The sequence below is a fragment of the Methanothermobacter sp. genome, assembly GCF_030055435.1.
Taxonomy (GTDB): Archaea; Methanobacteriota; Methanobacteria; order Methanobacteriales; family Methanothermobacteraceae; genus Methanothermobacter.
Genome location: NZ_JASFYG010000004.1, coordinates 89,089 through 113,344, shown reverse-complemented (window position 1 = coordinate 113,344; position 24,256 = coordinate 89,089). Strand labels below are relative to the sequence as shown.

Here is a 24,256-nt window from a genome sequence, read left to right as displayed (position 1 = left end):
TTTTAATGGATCTGCTGATGATATCAGAATATATTCTCCTGGCTTCACTGGCAGTGTTCTCCATTGCAGCGGTGAGGATCGCAACAAGAAAAAGCATAGGGATGGGCCTTGTTGGCATATCCGCGCTCAGCCTGGCCATCGCAACGATACTCATACTCATAAACAGGATGTATGGGGTTGGCTTTTGCCGTGATATAGCCTACGCCATTGTTCTTCTGGGGCCAGTTGGTACCATAGCATTTGCGAGGGTTCTGAGGGGTTGATAGAAGTGTACATCATGATTTTAAGGTCCGCTATCCTGATCATTTCATCCATACTTGTGATACTGGCAGCCATAGGTATACTCAGATTCAGGGACGATATAGAGAGGGTCCTGTATGCAAGGATTCACGTCCTTGGTATTGCGGATGTTGCATGCATACTGGCACTCCTTGCCCTTGGAGAACCACTCCTGGCCGCAACATACTTTATACTGGCACCCTTCGTCTCACATGCAATAGCAAACGCCCACTATTATGGTGAGGGGGATTAGATGATCGAATACGTGATAATGATCATAGCAATACTTGGAGCGGTGCTTGCACTGGTCCAGAGGGACCTCCTGAAGGCAGCCATACTCACAGGGGTCCCCGGGGCTGCGATAGCCGCCCTTTACCAGCTGCTACTGGCACCTGATGTGGCACTGACACAGGCGATAGTTGGATCTGCAATTATACCTGTCTTCTTTGCACTTGCTGCTTACAGGACAATGAGAATGGAGGAAGAATGATGATCTCTCTACAGCTGGCATCCCTACTGACCGCGGGAAGTCTCATGGTCATAGGCGCTGTGGCCGTGATATTCATAGACAACCTCATAAAGAAGGTCATAGCCCTTTCATTCATAGCCGACGGCGTTAACCTCTTCCTTGTGACGCTGGGCTACAGGCCTGGGGGTGTGGTCTACATTTACATTCCAGGAATGTCAGGGACGTGGTTTGCACAGAATGCATCCTACCCGCTGCCATTTGCACTTGTACTCACAAGCATAGTTATAGGGGCCAGTACCCTTGCTGTGATGCTCGGCATAATAATAATCCTTTACCATAAACACGGCACCATAAGCGCGTCCAAGGTGCTGGAAGAGTGAAAAATCAGTAGTTTAACAGGTGAGAAATTATGAATCCACTTATACCGGTCATGGTGGTTTTACCGATTCTGTGCGCACTTCTACTTAACCTCCTTCATGGAAGGGACAGAACCGTGAAGGCACTGGCTGTTGCAGTGGCAATCGTGCTTCCACTCATACCCCTCCTTGCAGGATACGGTGCACATTACTTTGGGGGCTACGCCCCGCTATCAGAGAATCCTGCCATTGCATCTGGGCTGCCCGAGTCCGTAAAGTCATCGTACCTCTACTCATTCCACCCCGGGATAACATACCTCTTTGGAAGTGCCCAGAGGATATTCCTGCTCATACTATCAATCGTGGCGTTCCTGGCGGTTTTAACATCCCTCAATGAGGTCAGGAAACCTTCAGGCGTCTACGCATTCCTCATGTTCATGGGGACAGCAGCTGTTACAGCCATAGTCCTCACAGATGACATATTCAACCTCTATGTCTTCTTTGAGATAGCGGCGCTTGCACAGGTTGGTGTGATACTCTGCTCAGGTGTGGAGCGCAGCTATGAAACCGCACTCAAATACATGATGATAGGTGGAGTGGCAGCCCCAATGCTCCTCCTGGGGGTGGCAATACTCCTTGCACTGACAGGTAACGTTAACATATCAGATATAGTGTTTTCAATGAGAAATGGCCTTGTTAACCCTGGCAGCCCCCTGTTCCTGCTTGCATCATCACTCATACTCTTCGGGTGGCTCTATGGAACAGGGCTCCCACCATTCCACACCATCAAATCAGCGGTCTACAGCAGGGCCCTCCCCCATGGGGCGGCACTTCTTCAGGCCTTCTCTGTCTTCACCTTCACAGCCCTCGCACTGGTCATACTGAGGATGTTCTACCATATGCCTCTTGTGAGGTGGGCCATGGTGTTCTTCTCACTGGCAGGGATGGTTCTTGGTATAAGCATGGCACTCATGCAGACGGATCTAAGGAGAATGATAGGTTTCCTTGCGGTGGGTGAACTCGGGTACATTGGAATAGGCCTTGGCCTTGGAACCGCAGCCAGCATATCGGCGGGTCTCTTTCAAGCTGTCAACGAGGCCCTCATAACAGCATGCATATTCCTGGGCTTCGGAACAATCTTTTACATGACTGGAAGATCCGACCCTGAAAGGATAGGGGGCCTCATAGCATATAAACCCGGCCTCGCAGGTCTCGTGATGCTTTCAGGATTCATAATGGCGGGTGTACCACCATTCAATGTATTCCAGAGCAAACTGATGCTCATACAGGCATCCATCCAGGCAGGGTTCCCTGAGCTGGGTGTTGTGATGATACTCCTCAGCATAGTCACATTCATGACCTTCCTCAGGGCATTCTATTCGGTTTACCTCAGACCCGAACCTGAGGGAATGGAACTGGAATCAGAATCGGTCCCCAGATCAACGGTATTCTCACTTGTGGTGCTGATCCTCATATGCACGGCACTGGGACTGGCGCCCTGGATTGCAACATCCCAGTTCACATCACTGATACAGGGTCTTATAATATGAGAGGGGATGAGATGAGCTTCTATGATACTGTAATAGACAGGATAAGGGAATTAACAGAGAAAGATGGCGAGAAGGGAGTAAGCAACATTTCTGCCTCAGCAGCACTCACAGCAGAGATAACCGTAACTGCAGCTGTCCTGATAGCTGCGGTGATGCTGAGGAAGATAAATTTCATCCTCATGGTGTTCATGGTTCTCCTGCTGGCAGTGTTCCTACTGACCTCGTTCCCGCTCTCTGTGAGACTCAGAAGGGAACAGGGGGATGAGTTCAGCAGGATGATATTCTATGCGCTCATGACACTTGGAATACTGGTTTCAATATTCTACTGGGGTGGTTCAGGTGTCTGAATCCATCAGGGGGCTCATGGCAACGGTGGCCCTAGGCCTCTTCGGGGTAACACTCTTCGATGCCATCATTGACCTTAGCAAGGTGATAAACCCAGGGATAAGCATCATCTACAATTACCTCGGAACAAAGATAGCCCCAAACATGGTGACGGTTGTCGTGTTTGACTGGAGGGCCTACGATACACTTGGAGAGGCCCTTATACTTGTCACGGCTGTGCTTGTAACCCTTCTGGTATTTGGAAGGGGTAAGGTCCAGATGGGGAGAGATGATGGAGGGAAAGAGAGATGAGTACAATACTTAAGATATTCGCATTCCCTGCAGCAATATTCATAATGTGCCTGGGGATCCTGACGGTGCTCGGGGGCCACATCACACCTGGAGGGGGCTTTCAGGGGGGCGCGATGGTTGCAGCGGGGTTCATATTCTGTGCAGTCGTATACGGAATCGAAAAGAGCCCCTTCCAGTTTTCACATGAATTCATGTCTGCAATGGAAAGCATAGGGGCACTTGGATACGTCGCACTGGGACTCTGCGGCCTGTTATTCTCAGGTTTCTTCCTTTACAACCTGGGAGTTGACCTTTATGGCATATCACAGAGTGTTAGCGGCTTCTTCAACTACCCTGACCCGACGCATGCAGGTATAATACCCTACCTAAACATAGTTGTGGGTCTCAAGGTCCTCGTGGGGCTCAGTGCAATCGTAATAACCTTCATGGAGTTCAGGGGTGAAGAGGTCACAGAATAGTGGGGAATCAGGAATGTTTGCAGGTCCAATAATCTTCGGGTTTCTACTTGGATTCATACTTGGAAGCAGAATAAGGGATGATGAGTTTCCCGCATCCACCTACATCGCGCTGCTACTGGTCCTCATCCTCGTGGCATGGAACATCGGTCCATTCCCGTACTACACGGATATCCCCATCGCCACAGGGTTTGCGACTGCAGCAGCAGGTATAGTTGTGGGCAAACTCTTACTTGGGCGCTGATAATATCATGGGGTTAGTATCATGTTCATATCAACAGGAAAATGTGAGGGACTTGGAGAATGCATCAGGGCATGCCCGACTGAAGCAATAAGGATGATTGATGGGAGGCCCTTCAGCTGCATAACCTGCGGTGCATGCATGGAGGCCTGTCCAAACAAGGCAATACGCAGGAACAGGTACGGGGGATACGTGGTTGACAGGGCAAAGTGCAACGCCTGTGGTGTCTGTGAGATGACATGCCCCGTAAACAGCATAAGGATAGAGGATGGTGTCGTTAAGGGCATATGTGCAAGGTGTGGCCGATGTGCGGATAAATGCCCGCTGGGTGCCAGGGTGGATGCATTTGACCTCATAGAGGACAGACAGCTCCGCTTCCTGGAATCACTAAACCTGGCAGTGAAACCACCGGTGAGGAGAACACCACAGAGCCATGAAGCCACCCGGATAAATGTGATCACCGACCCTGATAAATGCACCCTCTGCAGGAGATGCCAGTACTACTGTCCAACAGGCGCGATAATAATTGATACAGATGAGGGAGTATGCACAGAGTGCCGTGTCTGCGAGGACGTCTGTCCCGTGGGGGCGATAGAGGACCTTGAGATAGACCCTGAGAAGTGCACACTCTGCCTCAAATGCCTCAGGGAATGCCCGAGCAGAGCAATATACGTGGATGACTTTGAGGTAAAGATAAGGAGGCCAGAAACAGAGCGTGAGGGCAGCATAGTATCCTGCCTCAACTGCGGGTTATGTGCAGGGGCCTGTGAGAGGGGAGCACTCAAAATGGTTGACGGCAAACTGAGATACGACCCATCACTCTGCAGGGACTGCGATGAAACCCCCTGCATAGACGCATGTCCCGTTGGAACCCTGAGGATGGTTGAAGGGGAACTGAGGGGCTACTGCGTATCCTGTGGCCGCTGCGTTAAGGCGTGTGATGTGAGCAGGGCCCGAGACTTCAGGACGGTGAGATGGGACGGCTCGGTTTCAGAGGACTGCATATCCTGTGGTGTATGCTCAGAGATATGCCCTGTTGATGCCATAACCCTTAAGAGGGGCTCCATAGAGGTGGACACCGATAAATGCATACTCTGTGAGAAATGCGGAATCCACTGCCCTGCAGATGCCATACCAAAAACTACCATGAAGAAGAGAAGGATAACAGGTGGCTTCACACTCATAGACCCGCGCCTGTGCATTGGATGCGGCCTCTGCCTGGATATATGTCCTGAGGATGCAATATCAAGGGATGAAAGCGGACTAATGATCGTGGATGAGGATAAATGCATACACTGCGGTGCATGTTCAAACATATGCCCTGCAAGGGCGGTTCTCTTTGAGAGGGAGTTCGGTTTATCAGATTAAGGGATGGTGGCTCAGGTGAAGAACATATTAAGGATAATGCTGGAGGGTTCCTACACAAACCTCAAGAGGATACTCTTTGCAGCAGACCGGGTAACTGACATGGAACTGAGAAAAAGAATCCTCGAGGGCACAGTGGAACCGGAACCAAAGGTCGCGGAGGTATCATGCATAGGATGCGCTGGATGCTCAAATGCATGCCCAACAGGGGCCATCGAGATGAAGGACCTGGATGAACCTGTTGAAATCATAGAGGGCCTCATAAAGAGACAGATACCGGTCCTCAACAGTGAGAAGTGTGTTCACTGCTATTACTGCCATGACTTCTGCCCCCTCTACGCACTCTTCGGGGAACCAGGGACCATCCACCCCAATGATGTGGGGGAGGTGGAATTTGACGCCGGAGCCGTACTTCAGAAGCCCGTTAAGATAAGTGAGGACAAACTGAAGTTCATATCACAGTTCCTGGCGGATAAAAGCGTTATAAAGAGGACCGATACCCTTGCAGAGGCTGCAAGGAAGATGTAGGTGATGGATTATGGGTCTCAAATCATTTTCAAGGGCAAGAGCTGTACATGCAATGCTCGTATACACCGGGGGATGCAACGGCTGCGACATAGAGATAGTGAACGCAGTTCTCTCACCGAAATATGACGCCGAACAGTACAAGATCTTCCTGACATGGAACCCTAGGGAGGCCGATGTACTCATAGTAACCGGTCCGGTCACAAAACAGAACGAGGGGCCACTTAGGGAGATATACAATGCAATACCAGAACCCAAGGCTGTTATAGCTGCAGGGGCATGCGCTCTGATGGGCGGGGTCTACAAGAATATACATGGGGACATCCCCTCAGAGGAAATCTGCGGCCCAGTGGATAAGATCATACCTGTGGATGCAAAGGTCCCTGGATGCGCGGTAAGACCTGAAGATGTCCTTGCAGGGGCAGTCGCAGCACTGCCAAAACTTCTGGAGGCAGATTGATAATTCAGGGTGCTTACAATGGATGGGAAAAGGGAGATAATTGAGACAGAAATAACAATGGGTACCGTGCACTCGGCAGCCATAGAACCCTACCGTGTGAGGCTGTTCGTTGAGGACGAAATAGTCAGAGACGCCGAGATAACCGTAGGGGTCAACCACCGGGGAATTGAAAGGATAATGGAGGGTCTCCCTGTGGAGAAGGCCAACAGCCTGACAGAGAAGGTATGCGGGATCTGCTCAGGCGTCCACCTCTGGAATTCAGTCCTGGTGGCTGAAAAGGGCCTCGGAGTGGAGATACCCGAAAGGGCCTCATACATAAGGATAATAGTTGGGGAACTTGAAAGACTCCACAGCCACCTCCTCTACCTGGCCCATGGAAATGAGGTCCTTGGGCATGAAACATTCTCCATGAGACTATTCTACATAAGGGAGACCGTTATGGAACTTCTGAGGCTCATAGGAGGTAACAGGGTACAGTACGGCGTACCCATCATTGGGGGTATAAGACCGAGGGCAGACCTTGACGAGATGAAAATCCAGAGGATAAGTGAGGGAATGGACTTCATAGAGGAGAAGGTTGAGGCCTTTGCAGAGAGGTTCACCTCCGATCCAATGGTGATGTCCCGTATCACAGGGGTCTGCCCCATAAGCAGGAAGGATGCCCTTAGATTACATGTAACAGGCCCAACACTCAGGGCAACTGGTGTTGAATTCGACCTGAGGACTGAAATGCCATGCTACGAGCCATTTGAATTTGATATCATAACCCAGGATGGTGGGGATGTCAGGGCAAACCTCCTCATGAGGGTCCTCGAGATATTTGAATCCATAAAGATAATAAGACAGGCCCTCAGGGACCTCCCGGATGGAAGGGTTGTTGACAGGAACTGGGAGATGCAGGATACAGGGATAGTGAAGAGCTACGTTGAGGCCCCAAGGGGAAGACTCTACCACTCCTATGCAATAGAGGATGGAAGGGTGAGGGGCTCAATAATAAGGACACCCTCAATGTCAAACATTGGTGCCATGCAGTATGCCTGCATAGGCCACCACATCACCGATGCACAGCTCGGGATAGTGCAGTGCGACCCCTGCTTCACATGCACAGACAGGGCAATTGAAATAATAGACCTCAATGCTGAAAGGTGATCAAAGTGGACGCATCATATTCAATCATATCTGTCACTGGAACAGTCCTGCTCGGATTGATTGTAAGCCTCTGGCTGCCGGGGATTGAGAGGAAATTTGTCCATGCAAGGATACAGCAGCGCATAGGCCCCCCTGTTTCAAGCCCGGGGCTCATGGCTGTACTCAAATTCTTCTACAAAAAGACAATTGAGCCATGCTCACCCCTCCCACGCCTCTACAACTCACTCCCCATTATAGGGTTCATATCAGCACTCCTCATACTTCTCTTCCTCATACCCCCCATGTACACCTTCGGGGCCCTCGCAAGTCTGGTCGCAGTTGTGGGATTCCTAAAGATAGAGGAGGTGATCTACGTCTTCATGGGTTCACTCTCAAGGTCAGTCATGTCCCTGAGGATGCCATTCCCTGACCTTGCAAAGGGGGCCAAACACCCCAATGTCCAGAGGTACTTCCTTGAGGATCTAAGTGCAATGAGGGCTTTCAGGCTGATTGCATTCGGTTCATTCCCCATATACATCGCACTATTCGTGCCGGCGGTTATGGCTGGAAGCATATCCATCGGGGACATCGTGGCATACCAGGCAGCCAATGGCCCGGTACTCTTCACCCTTGCAGGGGTTATAGGTACCGTGGCATTCTTCATCGGCTACATGATACTCCTCAACGAGTACCCCTTCGCCATACTCAAAACCAAGGCCGATGTTATAGAGGGGCCATACATGGAGTACGCTTCAAAGTACAGGGCATTCGTTTACATAACCCGGGGATTCCTCATGTTCACACTGGGATGTTTATTCTCTGTACTTTTCATCGGGGTACCCCCAAACATACTCAGCTTGGGCATACTCGTCAACCTGGCAGCTGCAGCTATATTTCCCGTAATCATGGCAGTCTTCAGTGCATTTGCACCGGTATTCACTTTCAAGCAGTTCTACCCGGTAACAGCAGCGGCATCGGTGATAGGGGTCCTGGCACTGGTGGTGGCATTTGTATGAAGGTGATAGAATGAAGATGGTTATAAGGCCGCATCACATGATAAGCCTTGGCGGATACATAGTGGAACTGGAGTTCCCCTACAGGAACCTCATAGTCGTGAATCCAACCGACGAGCACATCAAGATAGAGGTCCCTGTGTTTGATGAGGACTGGATAGAGGAACACAGGGAACTGGGCCTCAGAATAATACCAGTAAGGGATGAGGATAACTATCTGAGCCTCTGGAGGAGAGAGAAGGCCCTCCTGGAGGCCTCAGATTAAATTTTTCGTGGTTTAAATGAGTTCAGCGGCTCTCAGTATAAAGACGGTTGAGAGGCCAGGAGTTCTCAGTGAGATAACCGGCATGATAGCCTCAAGGAACATAAACATCACCTACGCCCACCTCTACGTTGAAAGGGATGGCCATGGCTCCATATACATGGAACTTGAGGATGTGGAGGACATGGAGTCCCTCTTGGATGAAATCAGGTCCTCAAAAACAGTGGTTGATGTCAGGGTGCACAGGTCACTCGAGGAGATCTATGGTAAGAGGATAATCATAATAGGTGGCGGGGCCCAGGTATCCCAGGTTGCCATGGGGGCCATCAGCGAGGCCGATAGGCACAATATAAGGGGCGAGCGCATAAGCATCGACACCATACCCCTCGTAGGGGAGGCTGAACTTGCGGAGGCTGTCAGCGCCGTTGGGAGGCTCCCAAGGGTGGCCGCCCTGGTACTTGCCGGTTCACTAATGGGTGGAGAGATCACAAGGGCCGTTGAGAGGGTTAAAAGTGAACATGATATCATCGTCATAAGCCTCAACATGCCAGGGAGCGTCACAGATGTTGCGGATCTTGTTGTGACAGACCCCATACAGGCAGGGGTTATGAGTGTAATGGCGGTTGCAGACACAGCGGTTTTTAACATTGAAAAAGTAAGGGGTGAAAAATTCTAGCCACCCAAATAAAGGGTAAAAAGAGTTAGGGCTTTAGCTCATCTCGATAGCCCTTATAAGTTTACTGGCAGCGTTTTTGAGTTCAGGGTCCTTTATATCACCACTTTCCCTTATTTTAAGGGCCAGTTCAAGGACCTTTGATACATCTGATGGCTTGAGGTTCTCTGCCATTTCAAGGTAAGTCTGGTCCTCTTCGGGTATTTCATCCTTCTTCTTGGCAGCCAGTTCCAGGAGAACACGGCAACTGCTCATCACATCCGGGCTGTCTATATTTTCACACTTTTTAAGAAGCTCCTCCTTCATATCATCACCTTAAGTTATTATGTTTTAACGGTTATTTAATTCTAATCATTTTAGCGACAGCAATGTCTGAGTTCTTTTTTCACATGGCCTGTGGCTGTACACCAGATTTTTTTGATCTCATGAGGATTTACTGGTGGCACAGTTGCTATAACACCGTCATTTTAGAGGACCCTCACGTGAGCAGGTCCCTGCAAGACCGCAGCTGGCACATTTAGATGGATTCACCTGAACTTCAGGCACCTCACCATCATCCTTTATCCTTCTTATATCGTCCAGGATATCGAAGAGGTACTCCCTTCTCCCGTAATCCGCCAGCACGGGTCTTCTCTCACCTGGAAGCATGTATTCTATGAATGAAACCAGGGTTTCTGTTTCAAATTCCCTCTCAACCAGGATAGCATGTGCTGTGAGTTCAAGGCTGTCGGCTGGCCAGACACCCCTCAGGGGAGGTTTTGTGGTCTTTATCTTCAGGGGGTAGTAGGAGCCATCAACCAGCTCCATGGTTACACGTCCATGGATCTCAAGGGAAGGATCGTTGATCGGGTAATCCCTGATCAATGGTGGAAACAGCACATGGGCCACCATCTCCCCTGAAAGACCAAGGGTGCTCATAGCCCTGATTATCCTGTTTGCAGTGGATTCAACCTCAAAGAGCATGAGGTCCATTATCTTATTCCTTTCAGTTTCATCAAGGCCCCTTATTATCCCCCTGAGGTCCTCCCTGAGGACGGATTCCAGTTCATCCATCCCGATGTCTTCGTCAATCTTCCGGGCTCTGCTCTCAGCAGCTGCCCTGAAGTCAAGGTAGGCATCCCTTAACCTTATTGCAAACCTGTTACCCGGCTCACTGATCCCCAGGAGTTCACGGAGATATACCTTCATGGGACAGAACATGAATTCAGATATCATGGAAACCGCAACGGACATAGGATTCACCACCATATTATTAATTTATTAATAAGTATTAAGTATGGTGGTGGAAACCATGGATGAAGGAACTCATGGCATGGGGTTTACGTGATATATAAGCCTGAAAAATAAAAAGAGGAGATTTAAAAATAATTAGAGTATTTTAAGGCGGACAGGTTCACCTGTAACCCACCGAATTTCAGATATCTCCCTGATGGCGCTCTGAATGTCCCCCTCTGTTGCCTCATGGGTCACTATGTATATGGGTACAGATTCCCCCTCAAGTGCACCCTTCTGTGTAACTGATTCAATGCTTATTTCATGCCTGCTGAAGGCCCCGGCTATCTCATGGAGAACCCCTGGCCTGTCAACAGCATCAAGCCTGATATAGTACCTTGATCTGGTTTTGCTGAACTCCCTTATGGATTCAACCATCCTGACACCGGGTCCTGGCTGCAGTGGACTTTCAGGGTTCAGGGCGATGTCCATACAGTCTGCAACAACTGCACTTGCAGTGGCCCTCCGCCCCGCCCCCTTACCATAGAACATCACAGGGCCGGTGAAGTCCCCTGTGATGTATATGCCGTTGAATACACCATTTACAGATGAAAGCAGGTGTTCATGGGGTACAAGGAAGGGCATGACACCCATTTCCAGCTCACCATCATCCAGAGAGGCCGTTGCAAGAAGTTTAACACTGCAGCCGAGCTCCTTATTTGCGTATTCAATATCATCACGCCTTATACTGCTTATACCCTCCACATGGAGGTCCTCTTCGGGCACATAAATCCCGAAACCAAGTAGAGCCAGTATTATAAGCTTCTGGGCGGTGTCATGGCCCTCAATATCAAATGTAGGGTCTCTCTCAGCATAACCGAGCCTCTGGGCCTCCCTAAGGACATCATCAAATTCCATGCCCTCAGAGGCCATCCTTGTGAGGATGTAGTTGGCTGTGCCGTTTATTATACCGTAAATGGATTTTATCCGGTTGGCTGCAAGGGATTCGTTTAGGGCCCTCAGCACGGGTATGCCCCCACCCACACTGGCCTCGAATGCGATCCTCACACCATTCTCCCTTGCAGTGGCCATTATCTCATCCCAGTGCCTGGCGAGGAGTGCCTTATTGGCTGTTACAACGTGCTTACCATTTTCCAGTGCCCTCAGTATGAAGCTCCTGGCCGGTTCATAGCCCCCTATGAGCTCTATCACTATATCGATCTCAGGGTCATTGAGGATATCATCAGCATCTGTTGAGAGTATCTCAGGGTCTATCTCAACGCCACGGTCAGTTTCTATGTCAAGGTCCACCACCCTTTTGAGTTTCAGGTCCTTTCCAGTTTTTTCTCTTATGAGGTCATGGTTAGTGTTGAATATCTCCACAACCCCCGCCCCGATTGTTCCAAATCCTATGAGTCCAACATTCACATGAAAACCTCCATGCATATTAAATGAATGGTATAACTCCATTTACTGTTATTCACTATCAACTGATGATTTATCGTATTTGCAGTTTAAAATAGTTCAGCTTTCCGCTGAAACAGGGAAATTGAGTTGATTTTCATCGCTTCCTGATGAAAAGCCGAACCGTGGTGAGACCTGAAGTTATACTTCTTCACTAAATTTTGGAATTTTGGGTTAAATAGTAAATAAATAGTAACTTATATATTGTTTTTTGTTCAATATATATCTCAGTAAATGGGGGGAGGTGTATGTATAGAAAGGTCTTTATTTTGTTATTGGCTGCTTTTTTTGCGGCTGCCCTTTCCGGCACAGCCTCGGGGGCTGTTTACAATAGTAAAGGAGATGTTTATGACACCATCCAGGGGGCACTGGATGATTGCAGACCTGGCGATACTATAAGGGTGGATGATGGAACCTACACCGAGAATATACAGATAAACAAGGAAAACGTGTTTCTCACATCAATACACAGAGGAGCTGTTGTTATAAATCCAGCTGATCCTAATAGGCCCGTAATCAACGTAACGGCAGATGGTGTTGGTATACGTGGATTCAATATAATCGGTGGTAATGACTATGGAATAGTTGTGAATGCCAGCAACTGCACAGTATCACTTAGCTACATCACTACAGCAGGGGGGATTAAACTTAATGGTTCCTCCAACAGCACAATTAGGGCTAACACCATAACTAGCGGAGGAGACGCAATAGATCTCATAAATTCTTCAGGTAACCTGATCTTAGGAAACACTATAACTCTCACCTATATTGGCGTATACCTTCAGGATTCCTCATACAACACCATATCCCAGAACAGATTTGAAAAAAACATCTATTCAATTTCCATGAACGGGGCCACCTTCAACACAATATCTGATAATAACATGACCGACAATAATTTTGGAATCTACAATTACGGTGTCAACAACACCATAACAGCTAACAGGATATTTAATTCGACCTGCTACAATATTCAACTCACAGGTAGCGATAATAAAATCTATGGAAACTATCTCATAGAAGGTTTGTATTCCTTCGTAGCCGGTAACCGCCTTAACAACACAGAGATAGGTAACTACTGGTCAGATTACTCAGGGAATGACACCAATGGGGATGGACTTGGTGATATACCAACAACCCATGGAGACCAGAGGCCCCTCATTGTTGACCTTGCAGTGATTAATGCCACGGTAACACCCACAAACATTCAGGTGATTATAAGGAACAACGGCAGGGCCAACCTTACACGCATAGACCCCACAGGACAGTTCATGGTTAAGATAAACTGTGATGGCAATGAAACAGTTCACTACATAAACGCACTCAATTACGGCGAGACACAGACCATCACAAGGCCAGTAGGCCTCGGACCAGGTATCCATGTTGTCAACATAACAGTTCCCTACAATGATACAACCCAGCTCCTGGAGGGCAAAAATATAAGGGACGCCTGTGTACCCAACAATAATCTCACAGTGAACAGGAACATTATACCTGCAACAATAAACTACGGTAACCTCACTGTAACACCTTTGAAGGGAATTGAACCATTAAATGTCACTGTAACGGTTGAGATCACAAATATCGGTGATTTTTCAAAGAATGAGATTGTATTGCTGGTCGTGGATGGCGCTATAGTTGATCAGAAGACCGTCGAAGTTGATGTACATTCAACGGTTACGGTGACATTCAGCATCCTTCTTCAGAATGGAACATACAGCGTGACTGTAAATAGCATGACACCGGTTAATGTTACAGTCTTCAAACCATTACGTGTCCTCTCAGTTGACCCGGCTAACGGCACCCTTTCAGTTTCATCAACCAGGAAGATTGTTATAACCTTCAGTGAGAATATCCTCGCCGGTGCTGCCTACGGTAACATAACGGTCAAAACATCCACCGGTGTCTCCAAGAAGATTTCCAAGAGTATAAGTGGTAACAGGCTCTACATTACCCCTGATGGTGGATGGAGCCCCGGAGTCAGGTATATAATTACCGTGCCAAGGAACTCAGTTAAAACTGTCAATGGGGTTACCCTCACCTCTGATTTCAGTTCTTCCTTCACATCCGCAATTGCTGTGACCTACATTGACCCTAAAAATGGTGCTACAAGGGTTTCAAGGACCAAGACTATTGTTATAACCTTCAGTAACAGTATAATTGCAGGGCCGGCCTACAGCAAGATAACGGTTAAGACATCCACTGGAAAGCTGAGCTCCATCAGTAAGAGGATCCTGGGTAACAGGCTCTACATAAAACCTGTTGGCAGCTGGCGTGCACGTACAAAATACATCATCACTGTTCCAAGGACTGCGGTTAAGACCAGCACAGGTAACATGATGGCAGCGGACTTCAGATCAGCATTCACCACGGTTTAATAAACCCACTTTCTTTTTTACTTTAAAGTATGTGTTTTTCACCTGTTTATTTTATAATCTGAGTTCCTTTAGCTTTATGAACTCGTTCTCGGCCTCCCTTGTTGTCCCCACAACAACCCGGTATCCGTTTTCCCTTCCACTGAACCTTTCAAGCTTACCCCTTGCGATTATCCTTTCACCCTCCCTGGCCTGCCCCGCATAGGTATGTGTGAAGGACACAACCTCAGTGATTTCAGCTTCGGGCCCCTCAATTACACTGACATCCTCCACAAGGTACCTTGCAGGGTTATCAAATGCCTCGATAGCGTCAGATACCGTGCACTCGACGGTCACCCTGCCGCAGTCCTCATAGGTTGTATCGGCCCATGAACCCTGGATTTCACTCCAGTCCCTTGCAGCGAGGATATCGAATAGGGTTCCATCAATTATCCCTCTGTTGTTCTTTCTCATCTCATACCAGCAGAACTCCCTGAAGGAGAGTGTATCATCGGTTATTCTTTTTCTGTAGACCTTCATGAGCTGTTCCTCATCCAGCCCATTCAGCGGACTCTCAGGGTCCCCCTTAAGTTCACCGAAGGCTTCCATGGCCCTCCGGTGGTTCCTCAAACCGTAAACCACAAAGTCGATATCGGAATTCAGAGGGTCATATAATCCAGGAAGAACTGAACCTGAAACCCCCATGGAACTGTAGGGGATCCCTGCAGCATCATGCAAGGTGTCTGCAATCATCACAACCCTGGCAAGCAGCTGATCGGTTGGGGATTCCATTATATTCAGAAGGCGCTCGTCTGGCCTCAGTATCTTCTCCACCCTTTCTTTTGGCACACCCATCATGAGTACACCAAGCTCATCATAGTGGTGGAGATAGTCCGGGTGGTTTTCCTCAAGGAATTTGTAGGCCAGCTCAGAATTCACCTTTGAGTATCTTGCAGAATTCAGGGACCTTTCACCTTCACTGTCGGGTATGTAGCGTAAAAAGGATAGTATCCTGTCTTCTGGATGAACGTATGATGTAACAGCAAAGAATAGGTCATCAGAGGTGTATATGAAGTCACGGATTCGGGCTTTCATAGGTAAATTAAATGCATGATGTAACTATAAAGCTTTTCATATTCTTCTGGATGTATCAGAGGGGCTGTATCTCTTTCTGGTTATCTGGATCCCATGGATAATTAAATGAGGGCGGATCTGCAAATCATTTAATATGATTCTCCTAAGACTTGAGCCCGGCATGGATCTCATGGCTGAGATGGAGGCCCTGGAAGTTGAGGGCGCCGTTGTATCGGGTATAGGTAGCCTCCATGGTGTGAGGATAAGGACAGCGGATGAGAGCATCCTTACGGTTGAGGGCCCCCTTGAAATAATATCCCTTCAGGGGACAATCACAGGCGATGGTGTCCACATCCACATTGCAGTGGCTGATTCCTCTGGAAGTGTGCTTGGCGGACACCTCAAGGGTTATTGCAGGGTAAGGACAACCGTAGAACTTGCGGTGATACCCTATCATGGTAAACTGAGAAGGTTGATGGATGATAGAACCGGTTACAGGGAGCTACTGGTTCTTGACTGACTTCAAGCACATGGGAAGCTCAGACATGGAATCACTTCCCCATGGGGATCTCTGTTACGCTTTCCACGTGACTCAAATCCTACTTATAGGACCACCTCCAAATATTTAGATGGTGATTGAATGATATATGAGCACCTCGAGGACCCTATCCTTTATGATGGAAGCCAGATAGAACCTGCATGGGCCCTCAGTGAACTGGGAATAAAGGGTTCAAGCATAATAACCTGGATAGGCCCAATGGATGTGAAGAACATCGTGGACTACGAGGATGTTGACCTTGAGATAAAGTCTGAGAATGTCCTCCACTTCATTGTTGAACACTTTGATGAACAGCCATCAAGCCTGCGATTATCATATCACAGGCAGAGGATTCTGGTCATGCTGTTAATGGAGGAACTTCGGGGTCATGGATTCGAGATCAGTAGGGAGGGTGATGACCTCTACATAGGTTCATCCAAGTTAACTGTTTCCATAGCAACTGCCTCGGTATCCAGCATGAAGATACACCTGGGTGTGAACATCCATGAGAAGGGTACACCGGATGATGTGGATACCGTGGGGCTCCTGGATGAGAGGCCTGAACTTGGAAGGGAGGGCGTGGTGCAGATAGCAGAGAATGTTGCCATGGCATACATACATGAGATTGACTCCATCGAGGAGGACATATGCAAAACCAGAATCTTCTGAAGAGGCAGAGAAACTTCTGATGTGGTTAACATGAAAATAGTTATCAACGGGATACATGCCAATTTAAGGTTTTCAGCGGCACACATGATACCTGAACACGAGTCATGCGGATGCATACATGGACATTCATACATAGTTGACGTTAAGGTTGAGGGAAAAAGGAGCGGCAAACACGGATTCGTGGCTGACTTCAAGGACGTTAAGGCAGTGGTGAGAGAACTATGTAGCAGATTTGACCATAAACTCCTCATACCCCTCAGAAGTCCGCTCATAAATTTCTCATCAACAAGCGGAAACATCAAATTTGAGATTGGTGGTAAGGAGTACAGTATACCCGAGGAGGACTGCTGCCTCCTTGACCTTGAATCCACCTCTGCAGAGGAACTTTCACGTTACTTTGCCTCCACCCTCTTTAAGGAGCTTGGCAGAAAGTACGACATATCCTCGGTTGAGGTATGCGTAAATGAGGGAATAGGACAGGGGGCCATCTCCACTATATCCCGGTGATTCACATGAAGGCACCCATCATGGAGGTCTTCAGCAGCATCCAGGGTGAGGGCCTCCTTTTAGGGAAGAGGCAGATTTTCATACGTTTCGCAGGCTGCAACCTTAACTGCAGCTACTGCGACACGCCAGAGAGCAGGGACCCCTCATGTGGAGAGGAACTCTCAGCAGATCAGCTTCTAGGAATGGTTGAAAACCTCATGACACCTGATTTTCATTCACTGAGCATCACGGGGGGTGAACCGCTTCTTTACCCTGACTTTATCAGGGAATTCCTTGATGATTCCCCCTGGAGTGCTCTTCTTGAAACCAACGGCTCTCTCCCGGCCAGCGCCCGGAAGATATCCCACCTCTTTGATTACGCATCAGTGGATATTAAAACATCTGAACATTTTTCAGGGGATTTCAACCGAAATATTACAGAATCCGATATATCCGGGCCAGATGACCTCATTGATCGGGAGATTCAAGTCATAAACATATTAATATCAAAAGGTGTAAATACATATTGTAAGGTGGTTGTGATGCCCACAACGGGGGCTGAATACATTGGGGCCCTTGCCATGCGGCTCCGTGAAGGCGTTGATGACCCTGAAAAACTTTCAATGGTTATACAGCCCTGCAGTCCCCCTGCACAGTGGGCTCTGTACACTCCTCGCCTGCTTGAAATGTCTCAGGAAGCCGGAAAGTATATGGATGTTTACGTTATACCACAGATGCATAGGGCCCTTGGCCTTAGGTAGGAGGTTTTCAGATGGAAATGGAAACAAAGGTTACAGTCCATGATGCCATGACATCGAATGTTATAACAGCAGACCCTGGCATCAGCGTTGCAGAAGCAGCATCGATAATGACAGAAAAGAAGGTCGGAAGCATCATTGTGAAGAGCAACTCCGAACCTGAAGGACTCATAACAGAGAGTGACATTATAAGGAAGGTGGTTTCCAAGGACTTGCCTGCCAGCAAGGTTACAATTGGCGAGGTAATGAGCCGCAACCTCATAAGCATAGAACCTGAAAGGGAGCTCAGTGACGCTGCAAGGCTGATGGCAAAGAACAGTATAAGGAGACTGCCAGTGGTTAAGGACGGTGCACTGGTGGGGATACTCACATCTTCCGACGTTATGATGGTCGCCCCTGAACTCACCGAAATCCTTGTTGAGAATGCAAGGATTGAGGAGAACAGGGCACTCACACCTGAGAATGAGCGCTCTGTCCCAGGGGTGTGCGAGGTCTGCGGTAACTATGAGGAATACCTTGAGGAGTATGATGGTAGATACATATGTGAGGAGTGTAAAGAGGACCTAGAGGGTGAATAATTTGTTTGTAAGAGACGTAATGACTTTAAATCCCGTCTCAGTCTCACTTGAAACTGCTGCCACTAGAGTAAGATCCATTTTAAGGGATGAGGATTTCAGATGCGTCCCTGTGGTTGAGGGGGAGAAACTGAGGGGTCTTATAACAAGGGGTGATGTGCTTAACATCACAGCAACCAAGTCAAATCTTGAGGCCAGGGGTATAATGGAGAAACCGAAGGTTATCCTGACCCCTGAGATGGATGCTATGAGGGCAGCATCCGAACTTTTAAAGGCCGGTGAGATACAGGCTCCTGTTGTTGAGTCAACCGACAGCATGAAGCTTGTGGGAATACTAAGTGTCATAGACCTCATATCAGGCTTCCTTGAAAATGGCTATGAGCCGGTCAGAAGCCCTGTAAGTGAGATAATGTCCCCGGACCCTGTTACATGTGAACACAGCGACCAGCTTTCAGCTGTATGGGATCTTATGGATGAATCAGGGTTTTCAGGCCTTCCTGTGATGAAGAATGGTAAAATGATAGGCATCATAACCAGGAAGGACCTTCTGAGGTACGGCCACGCAAGGATACACAGGGAATCAGGTGAAGTGAAATCCGTGGCGGTTGAGAAGATAATGAAAACACCCCCCGTTGCCATAACACCGGATACTCCTTCTGAAAAGGCCGCCTCCCTCCTGCTGGAGAAGGATATTGGAAGGATCCCCGTGGTTGAAAACCCGGTATTTGTGAAGAGTGACCCTAGCATGGTTAAGGAGGCGGATCTCCTGGGTATAGTGTCCAGGGAGGATGTCCTGGAAGCATATATCAAGTGAAATGGTGGCTTGATGAAACCTGAAAGTCCCATCAACGAGAAATTAATTTTTATTAAAAATATTAGTTTGGGTAATAACGATACTTACTTCATGTAAGTATATCTCCCAGAGAGGTGTGTAAATGAGAAAAAAAGACACCATAAACCTGGTAAAGTCTAGGGACCGTGGTCCCATTGAATTCGAGAGCAGAAACTTCGACCATGAAGGCGATGTCATGACAATCGCCAGGAAGGAAGTAATTTCCATACCACAGACAGCCACCATCAAGGAAGCAGCGGAGATAATGGTTAAGAACAAATTCAGGAGGCTTCCCATAACAAACCCCGGAACAGGGAAGCTCCAGGGGATAGTAACGGCCATGGACATCCTGGACTTTTTAGGAGGGGGAGATAAATTCAAGATCCTGGATAACAAATACGATGATAACTTCCTCGCAGCGGTCAACGAACAGGTTAAGAGTATAATGACACGCGATGTCATCCACATAACCACCAGGGACTCCATATCAGATGCGGTTACCATGATGCTGGAAAACAGTGTCGGCGCCCTGCCGGTTGTGGATGATGAGGGGAGAATAGCAGGTATAGTATCCGAAAGGGACTTCGTGCTCCTCATGGCGGGTGTATTCATCGATGAGGTCACGGAGGATTACATGAGAGCTGATGTTATAACAACAACACCTGGAACACCGATAGAGGGCGCCTCCAAGATAATGGTAAGAAACAGGCTCAGGAGAATACCCGTTGTTGGTGAGGAGCGAAGAACACCCCACCCAGAGGAGGAAAAACTTGTTGGAATTGTTACCTCCACCGATATACTCGAGTTCCTTGGAAGGAACCAGGCATTCAACTCAATGAAGACCAACAGTGCCGAGGAGGTTCTCGCCACACCTGTATCTGAAATCATGGAAAGGGAGGTCTGCACCGTCACATCAACAACAACCCTTGGAGAGGTCTGTGAGATCATGGAGAAACATGGAATTGGTGGTCTGCCAGTGGTGGACTATGGAAACCTCAGGGGAATCATAACAGAGAGCGACCTTTTAAGGGCAATAACAGCTTAGGTGGTCCCATGAACGTTGGAAGTATAATGACAGATGAAGTCTTTGTCATGGAAGACACACAGCAGGTTGCATACGCCAGGAACCTCATGTTAAGGCACGGCATAAGCAGGGTAGTCGTAGTGGACTCCAAGGGGAAACCAGCAGGTATCGTCACAGAGACGGACATAACAAGGAAGCTGAGAATCAACGGACCAGCATGGAAGAGGAGACCCATAGATAAGATATCAATAAGAAGGGTCATGAACGAAAACCCCATCAGCGTGGATATCAACGCCACTCCAAGGGAAGCCGCCGACCTGATGCTCAAGAAGAAAATAGGCTCACTCCTTGTGATGGATGGAGAGGAACTTGCAGGCATCATAACCAAGAGGGACCTTCTCAGATTCTTCAAGGACAGGTGCGCCGGCAGATGGAAGGTTGAGGATTTAATGACCCGGGACGTTAAAACGGTGACAGCCAACCATACACTGGCCCATGTTATAGATATCATGGAGGAGAACGGCATATCAAGGGTTGTTGTAACCGGGAACGGGGCTGTTGAGGGAATAATAACCTCTGAGAACCTCTCATTTGCAACATTCGAGGACCCTGAGAGGGGCATACCGGTTGAAAGGGTCTACTTCATAAGCCGCGCATCCGAGGAGAAGAGGAGGGCCAGGACAATTGCAATGTTAACTGCCGGCGATATAATGACCGAGGACGTCATAACAGTCGAACCCTCAGCCGATGCATCAGAGGCGGCTTCACTGATGCTTGATAACGGCATAAGCGGACTGCCAGTTGTTGAGGATGATGAACTGGTGGGAATAATAACAAAAACAGATATAATAAGCGGGATACAGTAGGTGGAGAGTATGATAATTAAAAATATCATGTCAGAGGACCCTGTCTGCATCGATAAGGACCAGAACGTCTGCGACGCCCTTCGATTAATGGGCAAGAAAAACGTATCAAGGCTACTTGTCATCAACACAAACAGCGAACATGAGAGGGAACTTGTGGGGATAGTCACCGAGAAGGACATAGCAATAAAACTGGGATCATCAAGGTACGGAAACATGGCCCCATCCCACTTCCATGTCTCAACGGTCATGACAGGGGAACTCATAACCGCGGATCCAGACATGGACGCAGGAAACGCAGCAAGCCTCATGCTCGAGAACAACATAGGAAGCCTCCCTGTTGTCCTTGATGATGAGATACTGGGAATCGTGACTAAATCAGACCTCCTTGATATATGCAGGGGAAGGGCATATGAAAGGTACACTGCAGGCGATGTGATGAGCACAGAGATGATAACGGTATCCCCCCAAGAGAGGGCTGTCCATGCAAGGAGAATGATGATTGATGCAGGCATAGGACGTCTGCTGGTAATGGATGGAGGAAAACTCGCAGGTATACTCACAGCAAAGGACATGACACGTGCAGTTATAAACTTCAGGAAGGTGGTCCCAGATAAACACAAATCATCAAGGATAAGAAACCTTCTAGTTGAGGATATAATGAAACAGAACGTCAGAACCGTTGAGGCAGATACTCCGGTAACTGATCTCGCATCAATGATGATGGAGACAGGTTACGGTGGCTTCCCTGTTGTGGACGGGGAACTTGAGGGTATAGTGACAAAGACAGACATCCTTGACCTCATAGTTGAAATAGAGGGTGTCTTCTAATCCTTTATTTTTTGATTAAACCCAAATAAACATGATTACTGAATGATCAGCGTGAATCTGATGAATACAGACATTCCTTTCCATGAGATTACGGAGAAAACAGGGATTCCCTCTGCAAGGCTGAAAGATGGACTTGACAGGGGCGCCATCAGGGTCACTGAAGAGGGAGGTGTTAATGCTTTAATTTTTAAAAAGTCCCTCATGGACCTTGAGGCGGGCACAGTGATTTACACTGGAGATGAGGTTGAAGTCATCCGGGGATTTCCAAAGATAAGGAGAACGCTTCTGCTATCACCCACCCTGATGGAACACTTCAGTGACAGCGTTGCAGTCGAGGAGAAGATGAACGGCTACAATGTCCGCATAACACGCCTTTCATCTGGTGATACGGTTGCACTCACACGTGGAGGCCATATATGCCCCTTCACAACCCGGAAGGCACTGGAGCTCATGGACCTTGATGAATTCTTCTCTGACCATGGTGACCTTGTTGTTTGCGGTGAGATGGTTGGAAGGGACAACCCATATGTCTCACAGGACTACCCTGAAGTGGGACCACTAGGGTTCAGGGTCTTTGACCTCAGGGAGAAGAACACCAACAGACCCCTCCCAATAAAAGAGAAGAGGGGCCTTCTTGAATCCTACGGTCTTCCACCCGTACGTTTATTTGGAATTTACCCTGTCGAGGATGCTGCAGAGGAGGTTGCAGACATAATACGAACCCTGGGGAGGGAGGGAAGAGAGGGGGTTGTCATGAAGGACCCCTCCATGGAGTTACCACCCCTCAAGTACACATCATCCCAGGCACATACAAGGGAACTGGCATATGCCTTCAGCTACCCCTTTGACTTCGGTAGACCCTTCTTCTTCAGCAGGGTTATAAGGGAGGGGTTCCAGGCCTATGAACTGGATGAGTCAGATGAGGAAACCCTTGAGAGAGCCCGCCGCCTTGGAGAGGCAATAATATACCCCATGCTTGAGAGGATAAAGGCCATAGCAGATGGGGAGGCTGCATACGAGGACACTGTCATCGATGTGGAGGACAGGGAGACAGCTGAGGAGTTCATAAGGCACCTCGTGCATCTCGGTGTCTCAGCAACCCTCGCAGATTACAGGGACGGCAAGGCCACGGTGAGGCGATTCTACCAGGCAACAACAGACAGGATAAAAAACTACCTTGCGGGGGGCCTCTACTGATGGCAGGTGAATCCATAGCCTACCTTGGACCCGAGGGGACATTCACCGAGGAGGCAGCACTCCATATTGGTGAGAAACTTCTGGCATTTGACTCCATACTTGAAGTTCTGGGGGCGGTGGCATCAGGTAAGGCTTCAAGGGGGGTTGTACCCATTGAGAACTCAATTGAGGGGCCGGTTGGGGTAACACTTGACCTTCTGGCATGGGAATATGATCTGTGCATAGAGAGGGAGATAATACTGAGGGTGAGGCACAACCTCCTTGTCAACAGAGGTGTATCCCTCGGGGAGGTAAGGGAGGTTTACTCACACCCCCAGTCCCTTGCCCAGTGCCGGCGTTTCCTGGAGAAGCTGGGGGTCACAACACATTCAGCACCAAGCACAGCAGCAGCAGCCAGGACGATAGTGGGGAGACGGGAACTCGCGGCGATAGGGACCCGGAGAGCCGCTGATATCTATGGTCTTGATGTGCTCGCAGAGGACATACAGGACTTTGACCCCAACTTCACAAGGTTCATAGTCCTCTCAGAAAAGGATCATGAGCCAACAGGAAGGGACAAGACCTCCATAGTCTTTTCACTGGCAGAGGATAGACCAGGGGGGCTTTATGAGGTCCTGGGATTCTTTGCAGAGCATGGTGTGAACCTCACAAAGATAGAGTCTAGGCCCTCAAAGAGGGGGCTTGGCAAGTACATATTCTTCGTAGATTTTGAGGGACACAGAAAGGATGCCGTCATCATGGATGTGCTTGATTGTATAGCTGATAGAACCCCCTTCTTTAAAATTCTGGGGTCCTATCCAGAGGAAACTGTTTATGAATAGTTCTTTTGATTTTTCAGGGCCCCACAAGATTTCAGTATAAACCTGTTAATGGGTGTTCTGGTTGGTATTCCAGCCATATAAATTATATATATCTTGCTGTTCAATATAGATCCAGTTGATTATCACGGATTTATCAGGAGATGATT

The 24,256-nt window shown here is 48.5% G+C and carries 32 protein-coding genes; 28 read left to right on the top strand and 4 right to left on the bottom strand.

The genetic code is table 11. The features are described 5' to 3' along the window. Window positions 1-5 precede the first annotated feature (5 nt). From QFX30_RS05730 to QFX30_RS05655, 16 genes are read left to right on the top strand one after another with little or no spacing between them, the layout of a single operon-like run. The gene (locus QFX30_RS05730) at window positions 6-263 is read left to right on the top strand and encodes a monovalent cation/H+ antiporter complex subunit F (RefSeq protein ID WP_300489467.1); all 258 of its coding nucleotides are present in this window, start codon (window positions 6-8) and stop codon (window positions 261-263) included. 14 nt (window positions 264-277) lie between these two features. After that, window positions 278-532 (top strand): DUF2109 family protein, encoded by a 255-nt coding sequence (locus QFX30_RS05725; RefSeq protein WP_048901309.1) that lies wholly within the window; start codon window positions 278-280, stop codon window positions 530-532. After that, complete coding sequence (locus tag QFX30_RS05720) at window positions 533-769, top strand: DUF4040 domain-containing protein (protein ID WP_013296425.1); 237 nt, start codon at window positions 533-535, stop codon at window positions 767-769. It begins immediately after the preceding gene. Beyond that, window positions 769-1,128, top strand: a complete 360-nt coding sequence (locus QFX30_RS05715; RefSeq protein WP_300489774.1) for a cation:proton antiporter subunit C — start codon at window positions 769-771, stop codon at window positions 1,126-1,128. The genes QFX30_RS05720 and QFX30_RS05715 overlap by 1 nt, the downstream gene beginning before the upstream one ends. Window positions 1,129-1,157: 29 nt before the next feature. Continuing rightward, window positions 1,158-2,654 (top strand): energy conserving hydrogenase EhbF, encoded by a 1,497-nt coding sequence (ehbF, locus tag QFX30_RS05710; protein ID WP_300489462.1) that lies wholly within the window; start codon window positions 1,158-1,160, stop codon window positions 2,652-2,654. An 11-nt stretch (window positions 2,655-2,665) separates the two neighbouring features. Next, on the top strand, window positions 2,666-3,001 hold the full coding sequence (locus QFX30_RS05705; protein WP_300489459.1) for an energy-converting hydrogenase B subunit G, EhbG: 336 nt from the start codon (window positions 2,666-2,668) through the stop codon (window positions 2,999-3,001). Continuing rightward, window positions 2,994-3,290, top strand: coding sequence for an EhbH (locus QFX30_RS05700; protein ID WP_300489456.1), 297 nt, complete (start codon window positions 2,994-2,996; stop codon window positions 3,288-3,290). The genes QFX30_RS05705 and QFX30_RS05700 overlap by 8 nt, the downstream gene beginning before the upstream one ends. Beyond that, window positions 3,287-3,748 carry an MnhB domain-containing protein gene (locus QFX30_RS05695; RefSeq protein ID WP_013296420.1) on the top strand — a complete coding sequence of 154 codons (462 nt, stop codon included), beginning with the start codon at window positions 3,287-3,289 and terminating at the stop codon, window positions 3,746-3,748. The genes QFX30_RS05700 and QFX30_RS05695 overlap by 4 nt, the downstream gene beginning before the upstream one ends. 13 nt (window positions 3,749-3,761) lie before the next feature. After that, window positions 3,762-3,989, top strand: a complete 228-nt coding sequence (locus tag QFX30_RS05690) for an energy-converting hydrogenase B subunit J (RefSeq protein ID WP_300489452.1) — start codon at window positions 3,762-3,764, stop codon at window positions 3,987-3,989. Between the two features lie 21 nt (window positions 3,990-4,010). Further along, complete coding sequence (locus tag QFX30_RS05685; RefSeq protein ID WP_300489449.1) at window positions 4,011-5,354, top strand: 4Fe-4S binding protein; 1,344 nt, start codon at window positions 4,011-4,013, stop codon at window positions 5,352-5,354. 15 nt (window positions 5,355-5,369) lie between these two features. Further along, window positions 5,370-5,879, top strand: a complete 510-nt coding sequence (locus QFX30_RS05680) for a 4Fe-4S dicluster domain-containing protein (RefSeq protein WP_300489446.1) — start codon at window positions 5,370-5,372, stop codon at window positions 5,877-5,879. A 10-nt stretch (window positions 5,880-5,889) separates the two neighbouring features. Beyond that, complete coding sequence (locus QFX30_RS05675) at window positions 5,890-6,336, top strand: NADH-quinone oxidoreductase subunit B family protein (protein ID WP_300489443.1); 447 nt, start codon at window positions 5,890-5,892, stop codon at window positions 6,334-6,336. Between the two features lie 18 nt (window positions 6,337-6,354). Further along, window positions 6,355-7,485: a nickel-dependent hydrogenase large subunit gene (locus QFX30_RS05670; RefSeq protein ID WP_300489440.1), complete on the top strand. Its 1,131-nt coding sequence runs from the start codon at window positions 6,355-6,357 to the stop codon at window positions 7,483-7,485. 5 nt (window positions 7,486-7,490) lie between these two features. Beyond that, complete coding sequence (locus QFX30_RS05665) at window positions 7,491-8,480, top strand: NADH-quinone oxidoreductase subunit H (RefSeq protein ID WP_300489437.1); 990 nt, start codon at window positions 7,491-7,493, stop codon at window positions 8,478-8,480. 10 nt (window positions 8,481-8,490) lie between these two features. Continuing rightward, a complete protein-coding gene (locus QFX30_RS05660; protein ID WP_300477772.1) occupies window positions 8,491-8,742 on the top strand; it encodes an energy-converting hydrogenase B subunit P in 252 nt (83 codons plus the stop codon). 16 nt (window positions 8,743-8,758) lie between these two features. Beyond that, the gene (locus QFX30_RS05655) at window positions 8,759-9,415 is read left to right on the top strand and encodes a DUF5612 domain-containing protein (RefSeq protein WP_300489434.1); all 657 of its coding nucleotides are present in this window, start codon (window positions 8,759-8,761) and stop codon (window positions 9,413-9,415) included. A 33-nt stretch (window positions 9,416-9,448) separates the two neighbouring features. Here the strand turns inward: QFX30_RS05655 and QFX30_RS05650 are convergent, their stop codons facing one another. From QFX30_RS05650 to QFX30_RS05640, 3 genes are all read right to left on the bottom strand, one after another. After that, window positions 9,449-9,718, bottom strand: coding sequence for a hypothetical protein (locus tag QFX30_RS05650; RefSeq protein ID WP_300489432.1), 270 nt, complete (start codon window positions 9,716-9,718; stop codon window positions 9,449-9,451). 156 nt (window positions 9,719-9,874) lie between these two features. Further along, entirely contained in the window at window positions 9,875-10,645 is a 771-nt protein-coding gene (locus QFX30_RS05645; protein WP_300489430.1) for a Dna2/Cas4 domain-containing protein, read from the bottom strand. 135 nt (window positions 10,646-10,780) lie between these two features. After that, on the bottom strand, window positions 10,781-12,052 hold the full coding sequence (locus QFX30_RS05640) for a homoserine dehydrogenase (protein WP_300489427.1): 1,272 nt from the start codon (window positions 12,050-12,052) through the stop codon (window positions 10,781-10,783). Window positions 12,053-12,363: 311 nt separating this feature from the next. On the opposite strand from QFX30_RS05640, the gene QFX30_RS05635 reads away from it, so the two are divergent. After that, window positions 12,364-14,466, top strand: coding sequence for an Ig-like domain-containing protein (locus QFX30_RS05635; protein ID WP_300489424.1), 2,103 nt, complete (start codon window positions 12,364-12,366; stop codon window positions 14,464-14,466). A gap of 51 nt (window positions 14,467-14,517) precedes the next feature. Here the strand turns inward: QFX30_RS05635 and QFX30_RS05630 are convergent, their stop codons facing one another. Beyond that, complete coding sequence (locus tag QFX30_RS05630; protein WP_300489422.1) at window positions 14,518-15,537, bottom strand: DNA polymerase subunit beta; 1,020 nt, start codon at window positions 15,535-15,537, stop codon at window positions 14,518-14,520. A gap of 133 nt (window positions 15,538-15,670) precedes the next feature. On the opposite strand from QFX30_RS05630, the gene QFX30_RS05625 reads away from it, so the two are divergent. The 11 genes from QFX30_RS05625 (at window position 15,671) to pheA (ending at window position 24,110) form a co-directional block, all read left to right on the top strand. Then, the gene (locus QFX30_RS05625; RefSeq protein WP_300489419.1) at window positions 15,671-16,036 is read left to right on the top strand and encodes a PPC domain-containing DNA-binding protein; all 366 of its coding nucleotides are present in this window, start codon (window positions 15,671-15,673) and stop codon (window positions 16,034-16,036) included. 120 nt (window positions 16,037-16,156) lie between these two features. Next, a complete protein-coding gene (locus QFX30_RS05620) occupies window positions 16,157-16,723 on the top strand; it encodes a DUF366 family protein (RefSeq protein WP_300489416.1) in 567 nt (188 codons plus the stop codon). 30 nt (window positions 16,724-16,753) lie between these two features. Beyond that, window positions 16,754-17,230 (top strand): 6-carboxytetrahydropterin synthase, encoded by a 477-nt coding sequence (locus tag QFX30_RS05615; protein ID WP_300489413.1) that lies wholly within the window; start codon window positions 16,754-16,756, stop codon window positions 17,228-17,230. 5 nt (window positions 17,231-17,235) lie between these two features. Continuing rightward, window positions 17,236-17,970, top strand: coding sequence for a 7-carboxy-7-deazaguanine synthase QueE (locus QFX30_RS05610; protein WP_300489410.1), 735 nt, complete (start codon window positions 17,236-17,238; stop codon window positions 17,968-17,970). A gap of 11 nt (window positions 17,971-17,981) precedes the next feature. Further along, window positions 17,982-18,545 (top strand): CBS domain-containing protein, encoded by a 564-nt coding sequence (locus QFX30_RS05605; protein WP_300489408.1) that lies wholly within the window; start codon window positions 17,982-17,984, stop codon window positions 18,543-18,545. Next, window positions 18,538-19,356, top strand: a complete 819-nt coding sequence (locus tag QFX30_RS05600) for a CBS domain-containing protein (protein ID WP_300489405.1) — start codon at window positions 18,538-18,540, stop codon at window positions 19,354-19,356. The genes QFX30_RS05605 and QFX30_RS05600 overlap by 8 nt, the downstream gene beginning before the upstream one ends. Before the next feature lie 121 nt (window positions 19,357-19,477). Continuing rightward, window positions 19,478-20,419 carry a CBS domain-containing protein gene (locus tag QFX30_RS05595; protein ID WP_300489402.1) on the top strand — a complete coding sequence of 314 codons (942 nt, stop codon included), beginning with the start codon at window positions 19,478-19,480 and terminating at the stop codon, window positions 20,417-20,419. Window positions 20,420-20,427: 8 nt separating this feature from the next. Beyond that, window positions 20,428-21,264, top strand: a complete 837-nt coding sequence (locus QFX30_RS05590; RefSeq protein WP_300489399.1) for a CBS domain-containing protein — start codon at window positions 20,428-20,430, stop codon at window positions 21,262-21,264. 9 nt (window positions 21,265-21,273) lie between these two features. After that, the gene (locus QFX30_RS05585; protein ID WP_300489395.1) at window positions 21,274-22,092 is read left to right on the top strand and encodes a CBS domain-containing protein; all 819 of its coding nucleotides are present in this window, start codon (window positions 21,274-21,276) and stop codon (window positions 22,090-22,092) included. Window positions 22,093-22,152: 60 nt separating this feature from the next. Then, window positions 22,153-23,289 (top strand): RNA ligase, encoded by a 1,137-nt coding sequence (locus QFX30_RS05580; protein ID WP_300489392.1) that lies wholly within the window; start codon window positions 22,153-22,155, stop codon window positions 23,287-23,289. Continuing rightward, on the top strand, window positions 23,289-24,110 hold the full coding sequence (gene pheA / locus QFX30_RS05575) for a prephenate dehydratase (protein ID WP_300489389.1): 822 nt from the start codon (window positions 23,289-23,291) through the stop codon (window positions 24,108-24,110). The genes QFX30_RS05580 and pheA overlap by 1 nt, the downstream gene beginning before the upstream one ends. Window positions 24,111-24,256 lie beyond the last annotated feature (146 nt).

Coding starts and splice junctions, on each gene's coding strand:
- QFX30_RS05725 (WP_048901309.1), top strand. CDS start 278: ATGATTTTAAGGTCCGCTATCCTGATCATTTCATCCATACTTGTGATA.
- QFX30_RS05645 (WP_300489430.1), bottom strand. CDS start 10,645: ATGTCCGTTGCGGTTTCCATGATATCTGAATTCATGTTCTGTCCCATG.
- QFX30_RS05615 (WP_300489413.1), top strand. CDS start 16,754: ATGAAAATAGTTATCAACGGGATACATGCCAATTTAAGGTTTTCAGCG.
- QFX30_RS05660 (WP_300477772.1), top strand. CDS start 8,491: ATGAAGATGGTTATAAGGCCGCATCACATGATAAGCCTTGGCGGATAC.
- QFX30_RS05595 (WP_300489402.1), top strand. CDS start 19,478: ATGAGAAAAAAAGACACCATAAACCTGGTAAAGTCTAGGGACCGTGGT.
- QFX30_RS05670 (WP_300489440.1), top strand. CDS start 6,355: ATGGATGGGAAAAGGGAGATAATTGAGACAGAAATAACAATGGGTACC.
- QFX30_RS05605 (WP_300489408.1), top strand. CDS start 17,982: ATGGAAATGGAAACAAAGGTTACAGTCCATGATGCCATGACATCGAAT.
- QFX30_RS05730 (WP_300489467.1), top strand. CDS start 6: ATGGATCTGCTGATGATATCAGAATATATTCTCCTGGCTTCACTGGCA.
- ehbF (WP_300489462.1), top strand. CDS start 1,158: ATGAATCCACTTATACCGGTCATGGTGGTTTTACCGATTCTGTGCGCA.
- QFX30_RS05625 (WP_300489419.1), top strand. CDS start 15,671: ATGATTCTCCTAAGACTTGAGCCCGGCATGGATCTCATGGCTGAGATG.
- QFX30_RS05580 (WP_300489392.1), top strand. CDS start 22,153: ATGAATACAGACATTCCTTTCCATGAGATTACGGAGAAAACAGGGATT.
- QFX30_RS05590 (WP_300489399.1), top strand. CDS start 20,428: ATGAACGTTGGAAGTATAATGACAGATGAAGTCTTTGTCATGGAAGAC.
- QFX30_RS05720 (WP_013296425.1), top strand. CDS start 533: ATGATCGAATACGTGATAATGATCATAGCAATACTTGGAGCGGTGCTT.
- QFX30_RS05695 (WP_013296420.1), top strand. CDS start 3,287: ATGAGTACAATACTTAAGATATTCGCATTCCCTGCAGCAATATTCATA.
- QFX30_RS05690 (WP_300489452.1), top strand. CDS start 3,762: ATGTTTGCAGGTCCAATAATCTTCGGGTTTCTACTTGGATTCATACTT.
- QFX30_RS05630 (WP_300489422.1), bottom strand. CDS start 15,537: ATGAAAGCCCGAATCCGTGACTTCATATACACCTCTGATGACCTATTC.
- QFX30_RS05620 (WP_300489416.1), top strand. CDS start 16,157: ATGATATATGAGCACCTCGAGGACCCTATCCTTTATGATGGAAGCCAG.
- QFX30_RS05715 (WP_300489774.1), top strand. CDS start 769: ATGATCTCTCTACAGCTGGCATCCCTACTGACCGCGGGAAGTCTCATG.
- QFX30_RS05685 (WP_300489449.1), top strand. CDS start 4,011: ATGTTCATATCAACAGGAAAATGTGAGGGACTTGGAGAATGCATCAGG.
- QFX30_RS05610 (WP_300489410.1), top strand. CDS start 17,236: ATGAAGGCACCCATCATGGAGGTCTTCAGCAGCATCCAGGGTGAGGGC.
- QFX30_RS05650 (WP_300489432.1), bottom strand. CDS start 9,718: ATGAAGGAGGAGCTTCTTAAAAAGTGTGAAAATATAGACAGCCCGGAT.
- QFX30_RS05585 (WP_300489395.1), top strand. CDS start 21,274: ATGATAATTAAAAATATCATGTCAGAGGACCCTGTCTGCATCGATAAG.
- pheA (WP_300489389.1), top strand. CDS start 23,289: ATGGCAGGTGAATCCATAGCCTACCTTGGACCCGAGGGGACATTCACC.
- QFX30_RS05675 (WP_300489443.1), top strand. CDS start 5,890: ATGGGTCTCAAATCATTTTCAAGGGCAAGAGCTGTACATGCAATGCTC.
- QFX30_RS05705 (WP_300489459.1), top strand. CDS start 2,666: ATGAGCTTCTATGATACTGTAATAGACAGGATAAGGGAATTAACAGAG.
- QFX30_RS05655 (WP_300489434.1), top strand. CDS start 8,759: ATGAGTTCAGCGGCTCTCAGTATAAAGACGGTTGAGAGGCCAGGAGTT.